This is a genomic window from Fischerella sp. JS2, from assembly GCF_032393985.1.
In the GTDB taxonomy this organism is placed as follows: domain Bacteria; phylum Cyanobacteriota; class Cyanobacteriia; order Cyanobacteriales; family Nostocaceae; genus Fischerella.
Map to the genome: position 1 here is coordinate 1,840,465 of NZ_CP135918.1, position 16,657 is coordinate 1,857,121.

Annotated in this window: 14 protein-coding genes and 1 pseudogene; 1 reads left to right on the forward strand and 14 read right to left on the reverse strand. The window is 40.8% G+C overall.

Annotated elements, in window-relative coordinates:
- Window positions 1-243 precede the first annotated feature (243 nt).
- The 7 genes and pseudogenes from RS893_RS07680 to RS893_RS07710 all read right to left on the reverse strand — a co-directional run bounded on the left by RS893_RS07680 (window position 244) and on the right by RS893_RS07710 (window position 9,192).
- Window positions 244-627, reverse strand: a complete 384-nt coding sequence (locus RS893_RS07680) for a hypothetical protein (protein ID WP_315790608.1) — start codon at window positions 625-627, stop codon at window positions 244-246.
- Between the two features lie 606 nt (window positions 628-1,233).
- Window positions 1,234-4,164, reverse strand: coding sequence for an excinuclease ABC subunit UvrA (gene uvrA / locus RS893_RS07685; RefSeq protein WP_315790609.1), 2,931 nt, complete (start codon window positions 4,162-4,164; stop codon window positions 1,234-1,236).
- A gap of 220 nt (window positions 4,165-4,384) precedes the next feature.
- Window positions 4,385-4,927 carry a DUF2267 domain-containing protein gene (locus RS893_RS07690; RefSeq protein WP_315790610.1) on the reverse strand — a complete coding sequence of 181 codons (543 nt, stop codon included), beginning with the start codon at window positions 4,925-4,927 and terminating at the stop codon, window positions 4,385-4,387.
- 129 nt (window positions 4,928-5,056) lie between these two features.
- Entirely contained in the window at window positions 5,057-5,614 is a 558-nt protein-coding gene (locus RS893_RS07695; RefSeq protein WP_315790611.1) for a tetratricopeptide repeat protein, read from the reverse strand.
- 157 nt (window positions 5,615-5,771) lie between these two features.
- Window positions 5,772-6,428, reverse strand: a complete 657-nt coding sequence (locus tag RS893_RS30470) for a tetratricopeptide repeat protein (RefSeq protein WP_425475841.1) — start codon at window positions 6,426-6,428, stop codon at window positions 5,772-5,774.
- Window positions 6,429-6,436: 8 nt separating this feature from the next.
- A pseudogene (locus RS893_RS30475) lies at window positions 6,437-7,877 on the reverse strand (AAA-like domain-containing protein); the annotation flags it as partial.
- A 394-nt stretch (window positions 7,878-8,271) separates the two neighbouring features.
- Complete coding sequence (locus RS893_RS07710; RefSeq protein WP_315790614.1) at window positions 8,272-9,192, reverse strand: alpha/beta fold hydrolase; 921 nt, start codon at window positions 9,190-9,192, stop codon at window positions 8,272-8,274.
- A gap of 759 nt (window positions 9,193-9,951) precedes the next feature.
- Here RS893_RS07710 and RS893_RS07715 point away from each other — a divergent pair.
- Window positions 9,952-11,094 (forward strand): histidine decarboxylase, encoded by a 1,143-nt coding sequence (locus RS893_RS07715; protein WP_315790615.1) that lies wholly within the window; start codon window positions 9,952-9,954, stop codon window positions 11,092-11,094.
- 30 nt (window positions 11,095-11,124) lie between these two features.
- On the opposite strand, the gene RS893_RS07720 is transcribed toward RS893_RS07715, so the two are convergent.
- From RS893_RS07720 to RS893_RS07750, 7 genes are all read right to left on the reverse strand, one after another.
- Window positions 11,125-12,189, reverse strand: a complete 1,065-nt coding sequence (locus RS893_RS07720; protein WP_315790616.1) for an HNH endonuclease signature motif containing protein — start codon at window positions 12,187-12,189, stop codon at window positions 11,125-11,127.
- A gap of 71 nt (window positions 12,190-12,260) precedes the next feature.
- On the reverse strand, window positions 12,261-12,449 hold the full coding sequence (locus tag RS893_RS07725) for a hypothetical protein (RefSeq protein ID WP_315790617.1): 189 nt from the start codon (window positions 12,447-12,449) through the stop codon (window positions 12,261-12,263).
- Between the two features lie 7 nt (window positions 12,450-12,456).
- Window positions 12,457-12,684 carry a hypothetical protein gene (locus tag RS893_RS07730; protein WP_315790619.1) on the reverse strand — a complete coding sequence of 76 codons (228 nt, stop codon included), beginning with the start codon at window positions 12,682-12,684 and terminating at the stop codon, window positions 12,457-12,459.
- Window positions 12,685-13,098: 414 nt separating this feature from the next.
- Window positions 13,099-14,841 (reverse strand): urease subunit alpha, encoded by a 1,743-nt coding sequence (gene ureC / locus RS893_RS07735; protein WP_315790620.1) that lies wholly within the window; start codon window positions 14,839-14,841, stop codon window positions 13,099-13,101.
- Window positions 14,842-15,024: 183 nt separating this feature from the next.
- Window positions 15,025-15,330 carry an urease subunit beta gene (locus RS893_RS07740; RefSeq protein ID WP_315791907.1) on the reverse strand — a complete coding sequence of 102 codons (306 nt, stop codon included), beginning with the start codon at window positions 15,328-15,330 and terminating at the stop codon, window positions 15,025-15,027.
- A 34-nt stretch (window positions 15,331-15,364) separates the two neighbouring features.
- Window positions 15,365-15,667 carry an urease subunit gamma gene (gene ureA, locus RS893_RS07745; RefSeq protein WP_315790621.1) on the reverse strand — a complete coding sequence of 101 codons (303 nt, stop codon included), beginning with the start codon at window positions 15,665-15,667 and terminating at the stop codon, window positions 15,365-15,367.
- A gap of 111 nt (window positions 15,668-15,778) precedes the next feature.
- Window positions 15,779-16,645: an urease accessory protein UreD gene (locus RS893_RS07750; RefSeq protein ID WP_315790622.1), complete on the reverse strand. Its 867-nt coding sequence runs from the start codon at window positions 16,643-16,645 to the stop codon at window positions 15,779-15,781.
- Window positions 16,646-16,657 lie beyond the last annotated feature (12 nt).

Here is a 16,657-nt window from a genome sequence, read left to right on the forward strand (position 1 = left end):
AACTAGAAGTTTCTTGTTTCAAACTAGAAGTTTCTTGTTTCAAACTAGAAGTTTCTTGTTTCAAACTAGAAGTTTCTCGTTTCAAACTAGAAATTTTTCGTTTAAAATGCGATCGCACTCAAACAAATCAAATAGTCTGCTTCCGCAGACTTTAGCTATGAGACTGCGATTTTAATCGCAGGCGTTTCAAATGCGATGTCTGACGACAAGCCACTGCGTGTCTACGCACCACCCCTCACCTATCTACTGCTGATATTTTCTAATCAACTCCAAAGTTTTTTGATAGAACTGTGTATTTCCTTGTTGTTGAAACAGTTCAGCAGCTTTCTGTAAATCCGCAATTCCACCATCCTTCACCACATGATAAGCAGTCAAAACAGTGTAAGTGTCCCCAGAATGTTTAATCAAAACACCGGAACCAGAAACAGTTGGATCTTGAGTATTGACAATCCACACCGTAATTTCTCTACCAATCTGTTCCACCTCTTGCTGAGATAAAGCGACTGCAACTTGTGATTGCACTAATACCATTGATACGCCTATGAATACAGGTGGCAGTGTATAGAAGTACTTAATTTTATATAAAAGGTGTGTTGCTAAAATTTGTGGAAATATAGCGTTTTGCATTTGATTAGAACATACCTCACCCCTGCCCCTCTCCTTAGTAAGGAGAGGGGTGTCCTCTCTTGACGGGGTGAGGTTTTGTAGCCCCTCTGCGCGGGTTACCAGAGGGGTGTCCTCTCTTGACGGGGTGAGGTTTTGTACTCCACTCAGTCAAAAATTACCATATATGGCAATAAAAAAGCTACAAATCAAACTTGCAGCTTTTCGCAATCGTACCTAGATATATCATTATCAGTGAACAGTAAACAGTTATCAGTTATCAAGGTGTATGGTGATACCGATTTGAAAAAAGAATATGACAGATCACATTTGTTCATATTTGTAGAGACGCGATTTATCGCGTCTTGCTTTTGAACCAAGGACATATTGCAATCATTAATTGTATTGGTATGAGAACACCACCAAAACCTACCAATACGGTTCGGATAAGACAAACCGATTGACATTTAAATCCACCAGAGACGCGATAAATCGTGTCTCTACAATCTCAAAATTATGATGAAAAATCCTTAACCGAACCGTATTGCAAAACTTACTACCAATTGATGAGGTACTGATAACTGATAATGGGATGGTGCGTTGCGCTGCGCGACAACACACCCTACCTATTTAATTCGTCAAAACCATTGGCGGATACTGCTGCAACACCTGCTTCAAATACTGCCCAGTATACGAGTTGGGATTCTCTGCAACTTCTTCTGGCGTACCCTTAGCAATAATTTCTCCGCCTTTATCGCCACCTTCTGGCCCCAAATCTATCACCCAATCGGCACAACGAATTACATCTAAGTTGTGTTCAATCACCAAAATCGAATTACCTTTATCCACTAACCTCTGCAACACATCCAATAACTTATGCACATCATAAAAAGATAAACCTGTGGTTGGTTCATCGATTAAATAAAGAGTTTTACCTGTGGCGCGGCGTGATAATTCTGTTGCTAACTTGACTCGCTGTGCTTCCCCACCAGATAAAGTCGTTGCAGGTTGTCCGAGTTGAATGTAACCTAAGCCAACATCTACTAAAGTTTGCAAACGATTCACAGCTTTGGGAATATTTTTGAAAAATTCCAAAGCTTCCTCAACCGTCATCTTCAAAACATCAGCAATAGATTTGTCTTTGTATTTAACTTGCAAGGTTTCGCGGTTGTATCTTGCACCTTTGCAAACTTCACACTGCACATACACATCCGGCAAAAAATTCATTTCAATAACATTCACACCCTGTCCACTGCAAGCTTCGCAACGTCCACCTTTGACATTAAAAGAAAATTGTCCCGGTTTGTAACCCCTGGCTTTCGCTTCAATGGTGGCTGAAAAGGTGTCACGAATCACATCAAAAATACCTGTGTATGTGGCTGGATTAGAACGAGGTGTCCTACCGATGGGTGATTGATCAATAACGATCGCTTTATCAATCGCATTCAATCCCTTAATTCCATCGATTTCTTTCGGGAAAGGAACTTTACGCAAAAGATGATGTTGCAATGCTGGGTAAAGTAATTCATTAATTAAAGTTGATTTCCCAGAACCAGAAACACCAGTCACAGCAACAAGTTTACCCAGTGGAATCTCCACATCTATATTTCTCAGGTTATTACGACGAGCATTTTTAATAACTAAACTGATCCCATTCCCATCTCTTCTATTTCCAGGAGTTTGAATCACTCGCCTTCCCGACAAATAAGCACCCGTCAGTGAATTTTCTGCCTCTAATAACGCTTGTAAATTACCTTCAGCAATAATATTACCGCCGTGAATACCTGCACCCGGTCCAATATCAACAATATGATCAGCAGCGCGAATAGTTTCTTCGTCATGCTCCACTACAATTAACGTATTCCCCAAATCCCGCAACTTCGTTAAAGTCCGCAATAACCGTCCGTTATCCCGTTGATGCAAACCAATACTTGGCTCATCTAACACATATAACACCCCAGTTAACCCAGAACCAATCTGAGTCGCCAAACGAATACGCTGCGCCTCTCCACCCGACAGCGTCATCGCCGGACGATCTAAAGTCAAATAATCCAACCCCACATCCAACAAAAACTGCAACCTCGCCCGAATTTCCCGCAACACCAAATCAGCAATTTGCATTTGGCGATCGCTTAACTTTAATTGATCAACTCTCTGGCGACACTCACGAATCGATACTCCCGTCAAATCCAACACTCGGTATTGTCCCAATCTTACCGCCAAAGCTTCCGGCTTCAAGCGCTTTCCCTCACACACCGGACAAGGTTGATCAATTAAATATTGTTCCAATTTTTGCTTAATTAACTCCGTACCTCCCTCATATTGCCTCTGTAATATCGGAATTACCCCTCTAAAACTCTGCTTCTTCTGCACCTCTGCGGTTTCTTCTCCCTGTAAAATAATCTGCTGTTGTTCCTCCGTCAACTTTTGCCACTGCGTCTGCAACTCGAATCCGTAAGCTTGACTCAAACCATACAGCAACTCCAAATAATAAGAATTATCCTTTTCCGACCAAGGAGCGATCGCAGCATACACAGGTGCTTCCGGGTCAGGTACTACCAACTCTGGCGAAAATCTTCTTAAACTGCCGATACCATGACAATGAGGACAAGCACCATAAGGTGAATTAAACGAGAACAAACGCGGCGATAATTCCTCCATCACCGCACCGTGTTCTGGACAAGCAAAGTTTTCGGAAAAGACTAATTCTTGTTCATTGTTAGACCCCCCACCTTCAGCACCCCCCCTTGCCAAGGGGGGATTAGGGGGGGTTTCCTCAGAAATTGGAGTAAATAAAATTACAGCTATACCTTCGGATAACTTCAAGCAAGTACTCAGTGAATCGAATAAACGCTCTTGAATACCGTCTTTTTTCACCAAGCGGTCGATAACAACTTCAATAGTGTGTGTAAAATTTTTATCTAACTCAATGGCATCAGAAAGTTCCCGTACTTCTCCATCGATACGCACACGCACAAAGCCTTGGGAAGCGAGACTAGATAACAGTTTCTTATGAGTGCCTTTTTTACCCCGAACCACAGGCGCAAGAATTTGAAAGCGGGTGCGATCGCTCAACTCCATAATCCGATCCACCATCTCATCGATAGTTTGAGGCGCAATACAGCGATCGCAAATCGGACAATGGGGTTCTCCAGCCCGTCCAAATAATAACCGCAGATAATCGTAAATCTCTGTCACCGTTCCCACTGTTGAACGGGGGTTATGGGAAGTTGACTTTTGATCGATGGAAATCGCCGGACTCAACCCTTCAATTGACTCCACATCCGGTTTATCCATCTGTCCTAAAAATTGTCGGGCGTATGCACTAAGAGATTCCACATAGCGGCGCTGTCCTTCAGCAAAGATAGTATCGAATGCTAAAGAAGACTTACCAGAACCAGAAACACCCGTGAAAACAATCAGGCGATCGCGTGGTAATTCTAAATCAATATTTTTCAGGTTATGCTGCCTAGCACCGCGAATTCTAATCTTATTAAGGCTGTTGGGGTTGGGGTGGGGAGGGTGTCCATTTAGGGATGCAGCAAACTGAGTTTCTGACATATCAACAGGCTAATGAATATGGGGCAGCACGAAACAGTCCTTAATAATACTAGCGTTGACTTGCACATAATAGAACAATCGTACTGCTTTCTCAATGGAGAATGGAGGGATCGGGGAGTGTCAGGGGTGTGAGGAGAATAATTATAGTAACTAATTCCTCTTATCTCCCCCCTCTCCCTTGTCTCCCTTGTCCCCCTTATCCCTGATCCCCGATCCCTAACTATGCCTGTTCCCAAAGTTCACGTACATGACCAGGAAGCCAGCTAGCAATCTCTTGAATACGCTCTTGGGAAAGTTCTTCTTTAGTAGCAGAAAATACAGCTTTGACGACTTGCTCACGATCAGCTGTGCGTGGTAATCCTCCCTCGTTGGCTACTCGGAAAAGGAAGCGATCGCTATCAATTTTGAAGATACCAGGGCCTTGCCAAGGTGGACGTACCCGGCTCAAAAAGCCCACAATCGGATTCGTATCTCGCCAGAGTTCGGCTACTTCTAGGTTCTGGAGTTCTTTTTCTTCTGTAGTGTACGCTGGTTCATGCAATTCTGCTTCCACATTATCGGCGGCTTCTGTGGTCATTAAGTCGCGCATCACACGAAACACAACTTCAGTAATGTCTCTAGCATCATAAGGATCAGCAAGTCCACCTCTGACCATGACTTTTTCCAAAAACGATCTGTGTTCGTCTGCGATCGCAACTCTAGAATCTTCAACTTCAGTAGGATCGACTTCCGGTAGGTCTTTTCTTAAAATTTCGTCCGGCATATTTTTTCCTGTGCTTTCTAGTATTTAGCAATTATGCTCATTTACTAAATTGCACTAGTTAAAAATGCTTAACACCGTTCAAAAGTTGGAGAAGCGGGGTAGCCAAAAGTTAGAGATTATTCTAGATCATTACTGCTGAATACGTAACTGAGATGGAGCTGTTTGTATCCGTGAGGGGTTAATTAGCCTTTGCTGGATGATAACATTCCTTAGTTGCCAATCAACTAAATTAATACCTTGCTGATTTCCTAAAGTACTATATATATTCTTGGCTGCTGTGAGATTAGAAGATGCATCTTCTAGCCTACCAGTTTCGGTGAATACTTGCCCTAATCCACTTAGAGCGATCGCTTGCCCCTGTCTATCTCCATTTTGCTTTGCTATTTCCAGCCCCTGAGATAAACGCTGTTGAGCTAAATCGTAATTTTTTTCTAGTCTGTAAGCATCACCTAAGATAAGGTAATCATCAACTGTAGCTTGTCCTAATTTTATCAGTCCCTCAATTTTTTCAATTACCGCACGCTGACCACTACCAATATGACTACCCTTGTACCTAGACCCACAAGGACGAACACAGTTTCCAAACCTTGACTGTGCTTGAACTGTGTAAGTATCATTTGCAACTATGGTAGATATCAATATTAAACTTAAACCAGTTGTAGTGAAGTTTTTAAGATGCACCGACATATCTCCTATATATAGAAGTAGTCTTTATTCTTGACAGAACAACTTTATTTTCCTGATAAATCTTTGCTTTTTATTGTACAAACTTAAATTTATCTAAGGTATTACCCTAGAGGGTACTTTTTTGTAAATATTATTATATTTCAAGCAAAAAAAATTATCAATATTTTAAGCGTTGTTTTGCTAACTTCAGCCATTCTTTGTCATCTGGATGGTTAGGATCTGCAAACTGTAAGCATTTTTCCCATTCTGCTTTTGACTTATTTTTTTGATTGCTTGCTTCTAAAACCTGTGCCAATAGACAATATGCTGAACCTCTTTGATTATCTAAATTAATAGCTTGATTAAGAGCCTTTTTAGCCTCAGAATAACGTTTCAGTTCAAAGTACGCCCAGCCTAAATTCTTGAATATAACGTACTCCACATTCTTGTATGCAGATAAATCTTCTACATCTAAGTTATTTTTTACAGGTATTTGCAAAGCTTGATTAAGGAGTTTAACTGCTGTGAGATAGTCTTTTCTCTGAGTAATATACAATCGAGCTAAGTTGTTATAAGCTGGAGCAAAATTTTTATTTTTCAAAATAGCATATTCATAATTAGCACTAGCATTATTAAAATCTTGTAATTTTTCGTAAGCTAATCCTTGATTATATAAGGCTGGGACGTAATCTGGTTTTAGTATTAGTGCTAGTTCATAGTCCTGTATAGCACTTTGAATTTGATTGTTTTCATATTTTGCAAATCCACGATTGTTGAAAAAGATAGCTAGCCAAGGTAACAAAACTGTAAAAATAAAAGCTAATAAGACAAACATACTAGATAGGACAAAACCAAAACGGATTGTCTGTTTTGCTTTACTCTGAGCTTGATGCAATATTTGATTTGCTTTTTCTGTTGCCTCCTTTTGTATTTCCAAGGCTACTTTGATATCTCTTTTCTCCACATCCTGACTAGCGGCTAAATACTGATAATCCAAATCACTTAAACTCTTACCAACTGCCCAAGCTTGAGCATCCTGCAAAGCCTGTCCCCGCAATAGGCGTGACTCGTCCTGTCTTTGGGAAGCAACCCAAAAATTAAGTGTAACTGCATAGGGACGCAATTTTGCTAGTTCTTTTTCACACCATTCTTGGTTAAATATTTCTGCATAGATACGGTTAAATATTCGCAGCTTACCATCCCGCTTCACTACCAATCCCGTCAGCCGCAGTTCGGTTTGTTCAGCAGTTTCATCAGCAATTATTTCTCCCTGCTGCAAAATTTGCTGACACAATCCCAACAATCGCCCGGTACGCTGTTCACCACTCCGCATAATTCTGTCACGGATAGTTCTTAAGTGTTCTGGTTCGTCCTGCGCTTCCCAATTTTTAATCATCCGTTCGCGGATCAGATTTTCTACCCAAACTGTAATCTCTAACTCTTCCCTCTCTTCACCTCCCCCTATCCCCTTGTCTTCCTTGTCTCCCTGTCCCCCTTCTTCCCATTTCCCCAGCCAACAACTTACACACCTTCTGCGTCAGAAACGGCTGTCCCCTGTCCATTCGAGTACCGCCTTCAGCAACGCTTGGGGATTTCCCACAGTTGCCAAACCTTCCCCCAGTGGTTGCGCCTCTTCGAGTTGAAAACCTGTTAAATCAACAGCCCGGCCAATATTAAAAGGCGTGCGTCGCCTATCTTGAATTAAATCCCAAGGCGTAGACACGCCAATTAACGCAAAACTCAGCCGCTTATATGCCGGATAATCTGCCCGCCGATTGTAGCAATCTCGAATCACAGCAAAAAAGTCATCCAGATTAAATTGCAGACTCAAGATACTGTCAATTTCATCAATAAAAATAACAATATTCTCAGTAATTCTTTTTAAAAGTACCGTTTCAAAAAACTTACTTAAATGCTGCACAGGCGAAAGTAAGCTGTTCTCATACCACCAACTTTCTAAATCAAAATCGGTGTAAAGATTAAAACTTCCCACCAAACTATCAATCACTCCAGCATACCATTGCTCTGGGGTTATATCTGCTGTACCGATCGCAGTAATATCAACAGCAGCACAAGCAAATCCCTCTGCTTGCAATTGTTGCATCGTCTGCACCCGCAAGCTGGATTTGCCCATCTGGCGGGAGTTGAGGACGTAACAAAAATCTCCACCTTTCAAACCTGCGTAGAAATCTTGATCAGCTTGCCGTCTGACGTAGGTTGGGGCGTCAGTTGGGAGACTTCCCCCGACTTGATATTCATAGTTGGGACGAGGCGAAATACTCATAGATTAACTGCTAGACAGCGCTATTTCATCTTGAACGCAGAGCTTTGAGTTGAGATGAAGATTACTACAACATATATTCGGTTCATTACTGGCAGGAAATCACTAATACTTTCTTAAATAAATTCGCCATTAAAAAACCCGATTTCTCGGAGAAATCGGGTCAATTAGCCGTGAACTAAAGTTCCGGCTCAAATCTGAAACCCGCTTAAGCTGGTTAAAAAGTTTACAATAGACCTCTTGCATGAATCATAAAAACCACCCTCAATCCCCCCGTGAACCGGGGGAAGATTTAGTTTACTCTCCGTTCACGCTTAGGGTTGGGGTCGGGTAAACAATATTTGTGCAAGAGGTCTAATAGTCAGCCTTGAGCTGACTTAAACTATTAGCCCCAACTTTAGTTGAGGGCGCTATGTTGATTGAATAAAGAATGCTCTAACCACTCCACAATCTCTGAATTCACCACATCCGGCACTTCATCATGGGGACAATGACCAGCACCAGGAATAGGAACGATTTTGATATTTTTACCATTTTCTTGCGCTTGCTCGTAAATTTTTGCACCAGTAATGGGTGTCCAAGGATCGTCAGCACCCCAAATTACCAACATAGGATGGTTGACTTTCGGCAATAGTTCCGCCGGAGTCGGACCAGGAGGTGCGGTAAGAATAGATGCAAAGACTTTTTGCGCTCCTGGATCACATGAAGGTGTATGAAGCATATCTACCAATTCATCAGTAACAGCTTGGCGATCGCGATAAACTTGGTAGAGAGTCCGGCGAATTTGGTGCTTTTGCCGAATCCGATTAAATACGAAATTCCCAGTAATTGGATGACCAACTAATTTATTAAAAGCAGACATCACAACTCGTAGCGGTGGGTTCAATTCGTGGGGACGATGACTCAAACCCCCCGCAGAGTTAATCAATACCCCACCCGCAGCAATTTCTGGATGTTCGGCTAGTACCATCAAGCTTAAAAGTGCGCCAATAGAGTTACCAATAAATACGGCTGGTTCATTAATATGGGCTATCCAAAAATCTTTGAGTAATTCTACCCAGACTTCCACTGTGTAATCAATAGGCGCTTTCTCTGAACCACCAAATCCCAATAAATCAAGGGCAAATACTTGGTAGCCAGCATCGGCTAAAACAGGGATATTTTTTCGCCAGTGACCAATACAAGCGCCAAAGCCGTGAACCAAAACCAAGGGCTTACCTGTACCCAGGACAGTGTACTGAATTTTGTAACCTTGCCAAGTCCAAACGTGTTTTTCAAAAGTGGCTGTTGTTGGTAGCTGCTGATTAATGACAGTCATTGTTAAGATTCGTAAAGCATCTCTTTATATAGTAATTTTCTCAAACTTATAAAGTTAAAGAAACTAAGGAGAATCGTGGAATAGCAGCAATCGATTCTAATTGGGTAGCTTCGAGATTTCAACCCGCCGTTTTGAGGGTGGCAAATATTTGTATAATTCTTTCTCCTCTATTGGCTAGTTTTGCTCATTTCGTTGATGTATATTAACTCCCTCCCCTTATTAAGGGAAGGGTTGGGGTGGGGTTTTGAGGATTCATGCAGGAGGTCTAGTATTTTCAAAAGGGTGAATTGGGACAAAACTCTCAACACAACACAGGTTACTTTTTGACTCGATGACACAGCAGTATTTGACGAAGAGCTAGAATGAAATTGTTAGTGACTATAGCAACTTAATTAAGCAAAAAGACATAAATAAATCATGTGATTAGTGTAGAGATGAATTTAGCTGACAAGCTTGCTATATGAATATTAATCCTATTCAAATCTCTCTCCACTCAATTAGGTACTTATTACATAGCTGCAAAACAGAGATGCTTTGCCACTATCTAGACAGAAAATAACTGACAAATTTATTGTCTTTCACATTTTTATCTCAAAAATTGTGTGATTAAGGTGAAAAAAGCACGCCGAAAAAGAGTGTGCAGTAAGTAATTTAGCCTAAATCCAAGTTTTTTGTTTTTCTGTTCTCTGCTAACCATTCATGAGTCTATGACAGAGAAATCATAAAAAAATTAGCAAAGTTATGTAGAAAAATAAACTTATGTTTCCCCAATTAGTTGATACAAATACTTCAGTAAGTCTTAAACGACTACAGCAGTATATAGCTGAATGTGCAAAACTTTCTATAGGTTATCCTGTTAACCTTAACTTCGATTACACTTTACTGCTGCCATTCTTTCAATACAATCTTAATAATGTAGGTGATCCATTTATTGAGGGTAATTTTGCTCTTCATTCTAAAGAATTTGAGCGACAATCTCTTCATTGGTTTGCCCAACTTTATGAATTAGAAGAATATTGGGGATATCTTACCAGTGGTGGTACAGAAGGCAATCTCTACGGTATGTTCTTGGGTAGAGAACTCTACTCTGATGCGATTCTTTATTCTTCTGGTGATACTCACTATTCGGTTGCTAAGGCAGCACGTTTATTGAAATTACCTCATGTTGTGATTAGTTCACAATTCAATGGTGAAATCAATTATGAACATCTAGAGTATGAGCTATCAAAGCGAAAACAACAAAGTGCCATCATCAATATAAATTTAGGCACTACTATGAAAGGAGCAGTAGATAATATAGAGCGAATTATTGAGATCACACAAAAGTTAGGAATTCGCTTTTACATTCACTGTGATGGCGCACTCGGAGGAATGTTACTTCCTTTTATTAAGGAAGCACCAAAAATTAGTTTTCGAGACTATCCCATTGGAAGTATTTCGGTTAGTGGCCACAAGTTTATCGGTTCTCCGATCGCTTACGGAATTGTTCTTACCCGTCAACCCTATGTCAAAAAAATTGAGACAAGTGTTGAATATATTGGCAGTAAAGACATGACTATTTTGGGTTCACGTAGCGGACTCGCTGCTTTACTTTTGTGGTATGCTATCCAGACGAGAAGTCAGTACTTCCACAGGGAGGTTGCTACCTGCTTGCAAAATGCGCGCTATTTACGCGATCGCCTCTTGGAAATCAATTACCATCCTTTACTTAATAACTTTTCAACTACAGTCGTTTTTGACAAACCTGGAAGCGAGTTGTGCCGCAAGTGGCAATTAGCCACAGAGGGAAATCTTGCCCATGTCGTCGTTATGCAGCACATTTCTACTCAAAAAATTGACCAGTTTATAGACAATTTATTAGTTAAGAATAAACTGCCTTCTTTCTCAACCTCTTGCTTGTAAATCTCATTTGATTTATAAAAGTCTTAATTTTTAATTTTTGAATGTTGTATTACAGTATGGGTGAGTTAACTGTGCATTGTCTACAGTAGCATTACCACCATCTGCTCTTCTTTGAATGTGATCTATAGAGATGGAGTGACTGTGCAGATAACCACCACATATTTTGCATCGGGGAACTTTGGGTAAAGCATCTCTGATAAAAGCTGCGGTTTTTGTCTCTCCTGAAAACTTTTTACCTTGAGAATCACTTGTATTAGCTTTAATTTTTGTTTTTAATGTGCCAAATTTTTTCTCAGCTACTATTTCCTTGATAATATTTTTCTTATCTACACCATTCAATAATTTGTTGATGATTTCTAAGTAAAATTGTTTAACTTTTTCATGTGCTTCTAGAGCCTTACTCTTCCTGACAATTTCAGGAATCATATCATCCTGCCAAATAACCCATTCAAAATCTTTCCTGACTTCTGTAAATTTAGAAAAATATTTATTTCTTTCTAAATGTAATATTAAGCTAACTACACCATAAAAAGAGCCAATTTTAGGTTTGCCCAAATTTGTGTAGAAATATACTATTGGATGAAGACCAAGAGATGAAGGATCATTGGAATTTATTCTTCGAGCTAACTTGACACAATTTTTCAGCAATTGTATCGTTTTTTCTCCTATCAAATCTTCTCCTAAGCCTTTATCTTCTTGTATATTATTGACAAGATTGACAAACTCTAAAATAAGTTCTAGTTTTTCTGAAGGTGGTAAATTTCCTACTATTGGAACATCTAGAGTTTTAATAGGATTTTTTAATTTAGGCTCAAAAATAAGTTTATGTATTTCTTGAGCTAGTTTTTCGACTTCATCCTGCTTTTCTTGGGAAAAATCTGACCAGTATTTATGTCCGCTACCACTTCTCATAATTGCACGAGCAGCAATACCATTAGGCGTTTTCCGGGCTTTTAGCAAGCGAATCTCAGTTTCACCGATAGGTGTAGCTTTTTGATTAATTTTGAAAAAAGAGTCCTCTGCTTTAGCCGCATCACCTTCAAGCCATTGAAGTTGGATACCCAAAGCACCCAGATTTCTTGCTCTATCAAGCATTTTTATATCTAACTGTCCCTGCTTCTGGGTTAATGATTGATAATCCTTATAAGAACCAATTTTTGATTTAATTAATTTTCTTGTTTCTTGAGCAGCATTTTCTGCTCTTCTGTGATGTCTCCATCATAGAATTCTTTAGAAATCTTGCCATCACCATAGTCATCATTTATCCAGGCTATTGAAGAACTAAGCCGATGCGAGCCATCAATTACGAAATAGTAACTACTAGAACTTCTCCAAAGAATAACTGCTGGGATCAAATCCCATCTAAAAACTTTCGATAAAACCACAAATTTTCTCAGTATCCCATTCATTAGTTTCTCTTTGAAAATCAGGTTTGCGTAAAAATGGATAGAAAAAAGAATTTGGTTCTAAATCACGAACCGATATCATAGGAATATTTCTTCCTATGTTTTGGCTTTGCTGTCCTTGGACTTCAAATGCTTCTCTTGGTATCAGTGCATCTAGGCTAACTTGTGGACTGTCTTTTGGCATGGTCTCTACTTTTCTGGACTTTTGGAATTAAAATATAAATTTAGTGTTTAATAATACAAGACACTTCTAAGTAAAGCAATAATAATTTCACTCTTTCACTTTCTTGAATAAATGAAATATCCAACCTATTAGAAAATAGAGAATCACTAGTGATCTCATGTCCGGATGAACACTTGTAAAAAAACGAAGAACCTCACCCCAACCCTCTCCTTGCTAAGGAGAGGGTGCTGAAGGCGGGTGAGGTAATGCAGAAATTAGTAAGTAATTAGCCGAACTTGATATGAATGATTATAACTAAATAATTGCTTGATATCAGCAGGTAAGGCATCAATAATTTCAACGACAGTAACTTTTTAGTTAAGCAACGACTACTTAGAAGTTGCTCAACAAATTAGTGTCAAGATTAATGTCGGATCAAAACAAAAAATAACGCTGTGCCATTGGTAGAACCGTTGCTGGTTCACAAGTTAACAACTCTCCATTTGCCCTAACTTCGTAAGTTTCTGCATCTACTTCCATACGTGGTAGTGCATCATTCAACTTCATATCCTGCTTACTTAACTGTCGCGTCCCAGAAACTGCAACTGCTTGCTTTTGCAACTTCAACTGATTAGGAATATCGCTTTCTAACGCTGCTTGGGAGATAAAAGTTAATGATGTCGCGTGACGCGCACCTGCAAAACTGCCAAACATTGGACGCATATGTACAGGCTGGGGTGTGGGAATACTGGCGTTAGCGTCTCCCATCTGCGACCATGCAATCATGCCACCTTTAATTACTATTTCTGGTTTCACACCAAAAAATGCTGGACGCCACAAACATAAATCTGCAAGTTTACCCTCTTCCACTGAACCTACATACAGTGAAATTCCATGCGTAATTGCTGGGTTTATGGTGTATTTTGCCACATAGCGTTTTGCCCTGAAGTTATCATTCTGAACCCCCCCTGTTTCCCCCCCTTGGTAAGGGGGGGATGAAAGGGGGGATAAAAATCCGCGTTGCACTTTCATTTTATGTGCTGTCTGCCAAGTACGAATTATGACTTCCCCAACTCTGCCCATTGCTTGGGAGTCAGAAGAAATCATGCTAAATGCGCCCAAGTCGTGCAAAATGTCTTCAGCAGCGATGGTTTCCCGACGGATGCGTGACTCAGCAAATGCCACGTCTTCAGCAATTCCTGGATCGAGGTGATGACAAACCATCAACATATCCAAGTGTTCATCAAGAGTGTTAACGGTATAAGGACGGGTGGGGTTAGTGGAGGATGGTAAAACATTTGTCTCACCGCAGACTTTGATGATATCCGGCGCGTGTCCACCACCTGCGCCTTCGGTGTGATAGGTGTGGATGACACGATTTTTAAAAGCGGCGATTGTATCTTCTACAAATCCTGCTTCATTGAGAGTGTCAGTGTGAATCGCTACCTGCACGTCGTAATCATCAGCAACACTGAGGCAAGTATCAATCGTTGCTGGGGTTGTTCCCCAGTCTTCATGGAGTTTTAGCCCTATTGCACCAGCTAAAATTTGTTCTACAAGTCCTTGGGGTTGACTGGTGTTACCTTTACCTAAAAATCCCAAGTTTACGGGGAAGGCATCAGCAGCTTGCAGCATGCGGTAAATATTCCAAGCTCCGGGTGTGCAGGTAGTAGCATTTGTACCAGTAGCTGGTCCAGTACCGCCACCAATCATTGTAGTAATTCCGGAAGCGATCGCAACCTCAATTTGTTGGGGACAAATAAAATGAATATGGGCATCAATTCCGCCGGCGGTGAGAATCATGCCTTCGCCAGCAACAGCTTCTGTACCAGGACCGATAATAATATCTATACTGTCTTGAATGTAGGGATTTCCAGCTTTACCAATTTTAAATATTTTGCCGTCTTTAATGCCAATATCTGCTTTGACAATACCCCACCAATCGAGAATTAATGCATTAGTAATTACCATATCAACAGCACCATCAGCGTTGGAGACTGGGGATTGTCCCATACCATCACGGATAACTTTACCCCCGCCGAATTTTACTTCATCGCCGTAGGTAGTGAAGTCTTGTTCGACTTCGATAAACAATTCTGTGTCGGCTAGGCGGATGCGATCGCCTACTGTGGGGCCATAGGTTTCCGCATAAGCGCGACGATCCATTCTGTAAGGCATAATACATTCTTTCAAACTGAGTTTAGAATCGAGTTTAAACGCAAAGGGGCGCAAAGATAAGCGCAAAGGTTCGCAGAGGATAGATGAGGGGGTAGCAAACAAATCCTAACTCTGCGTACCTCCGCGTTTACCTCAGCGTTCCTCTGCGTTAAAGAATAAATATAAGGAATGCGCATAATTATCTCAGAGGTTTCCGTTAATTCTGCTATTAAATCCGTAAACTTGGCGTGTACCAGCAAGGGGAACTAGGGTGATTTCTTTTTCATCCCCTGGTTCAAATCTAACTGCTGTTCCGGCGGGAATATCGAGGCGCATTCCTCGTGCTTGTTTTCGATCAAAGTTTAAGGCGCTATTGACTTCAAAAAAGTGGAAGTGGGAACCGACTTGAATAGGGCGATCGCCTGTATTTGACACTCGTAATTTTACTGTCGGACGCCCTGCGTTGAGTTCTATTTCGCCTTGTGGTGTAATTATTTCTCCGGGAATCATCATGCTTAACCTAAAACCTAAAATTCAAAATTCTTTACCTGATGGGATTATGCACTGTCACTAACTTTGTCCCATCAGGAAAAGTTGCTTCCACCTGCACTTCATGAATCATCTGTGGTACTCCTTCCATGACATCATCCCGTGTCAATAAGGTAGTACCATAACTCATCAACTCAGCAACTGTCCTCCCATCTCTCGCACCTTCCAAAATTGCGGCCGAAATATAGGCAACAGCTTCTGGATGATTCAACTTCAAACCCCTGTCCTTACGTCTTTCTGCTAATAAAGCAGCAGTGAAAATCAGTAACTTGTCTTTTTCCTGCGGCGTCAGTTGCACTTTTTACCTCCCTTCTTGGCGTCTACTCTACCCCACGGGAACGCCTTACAGCGTACGAGAAGCCACTACTTTCGGAAGCCACTCTGTGTCTACGTGTCTAAGGCGGTTCGTTCATATCTGCCAAACTCTTGGCACACAGCTACCACGACTCAAAAAAGACATACGTAATAACTGCCAAACACCGATAAACCAGTTTCTCACCTCAGCAGTTGAAGATCCACGATATCTACACAAAAGTCCATGTTCTAAACGAGTGACACCAAAGTGGGAATGGGTAATTGGCAATTGCCAAAGATTTCGGGCTTTTTCGACTATTTCTGGTGATATTTCTTGTCCAATGTAGACTAGACTACCTACGATTGGTTGCCCTGCTAAACCGTGGGGACTGTGAAAAACTTCTTCACTACCTGGTAGCCATTGTCGATCTATCCATAAAGGTTTACCTTGTTGCCAAATTTCGGTGTGCGATCGCCACTCTCCTTGTAAAAATTTCTCTCCCCTCGCACTACGTCCAAATCTAGTAATTTCCCAGCCTAAATAATGAGAATTTGTAGCTAATTTGACTATAATGTCTTGTCTGTATAATGCACGGTCAAAAACAATTGTTTCTTGGGGCAACCATTCTAAACAAGCATTATTATCAACTTTGATCTCAATAATTTGTTTGGCAATCATACCATTACTACGGTAAATTTTGCCAGCAGTCGCGGTAGTAATTAATGCTTGAGCATGGGGTTGGAGGTGGAAGTTGTAAAATAAGCGATCGCCTCCCACAATACCCCCAGCTGTATGTAAAATCACACTATGACAAACTTCTTGTCCTTCTGGATAAAATGGGCGTTGTACTTTTAGCGGTGCTTGATTTTGATTGAAAATCAACTGGGTTTGATTTTGGCGATAAGCATACACTAAGTGTAAATTCCCATGCCAAAAATCCTTGCTTGGTGTTGTGATTGGATAATTACAATGCTGGTTCACAAATACTAAGAA

What these genes read in the sequence shown, in the direction of transcription:
- RS893_RS07710 (WP_315790614.1), bottom strand. Translation starts at nt 9,192, where the DNA reads ATGACTGTCATTAATCAGCAGCTACCAACAACAGCCACTTTTGAAAAA.
- RS893_RS07740 (WP_315791907.1), bottom strand. Translation starts at nt 15,330, where the DNA reads ATGATTCCCGGAGAAATAATTACACCACAAGGCGAAATAGAACTCAAC.
- RS893_RS07690 (WP_315790610.1), bottom strand. Translation starts at nt 4,927, where the DNA reads ATGCCGGACGAAATTTTAAGAAAAGACCTACCGGAAGTCGATCCTACT.
- uvrA (WP_315790609.1), bottom strand. Translation starts at nt 4,164, where the DNA reads ATGTCAGAAACTCAGTTTGCTGCATCCCTAAATGGACACCCTCCCCAC.
- ureC (WP_315790620.1), bottom strand. Translation starts at nt 14,841, where the DNA reads ATGCCTTACAGAATGGATCGTCGCGCTTATGCGGAAACCTATGGCCCC.
- RS893_RS07720 (WP_315790616.1), bottom strand. Translation starts at nt 12,189, where the DNA reads ATGCTTGATAGAGCAAGAAATCTGGGTGCTTTGGGTATCCAACTTCAA.
- RS893_RS07695 (WP_315790611.1), bottom strand. Translation starts at nt 5,614, where the DNA reads ATGTCGGTGCATCTTAAAAACTTCACTACAACTGGTTTAAGTTTAATA.
- RS893_RS07730 (WP_315790619.1), bottom strand. Translation starts at nt 12,684, where the DNA reads ATGCCAAAAGACAGTCCACAAGTTAGCCTAGATGCACTGATACCAAGA.
- RS893_RS07715 (WP_315790615.1), top strand. Translation starts at nt 9,952, where the DNA reads ATGTTTCCCCAATTAGTTGATACAAATACTTCAGTAAGTCTTAAACGA.
- RS893_RS07680 (WP_315790608.1), bottom strand. Translation starts at nt 627, where the DNA reads ATGCAAAACGCTATATTTCCACAAATTTTAGCAACACACCTTTTATAT.
- RS893_RS30470 (WP_425475841.1), bottom strand. Translation starts at nt 6,428, where the DNA reads ATGTTTGTCTTATTAGCTTTTATTTTTACAGTTTTGTTACCTTGGCTA.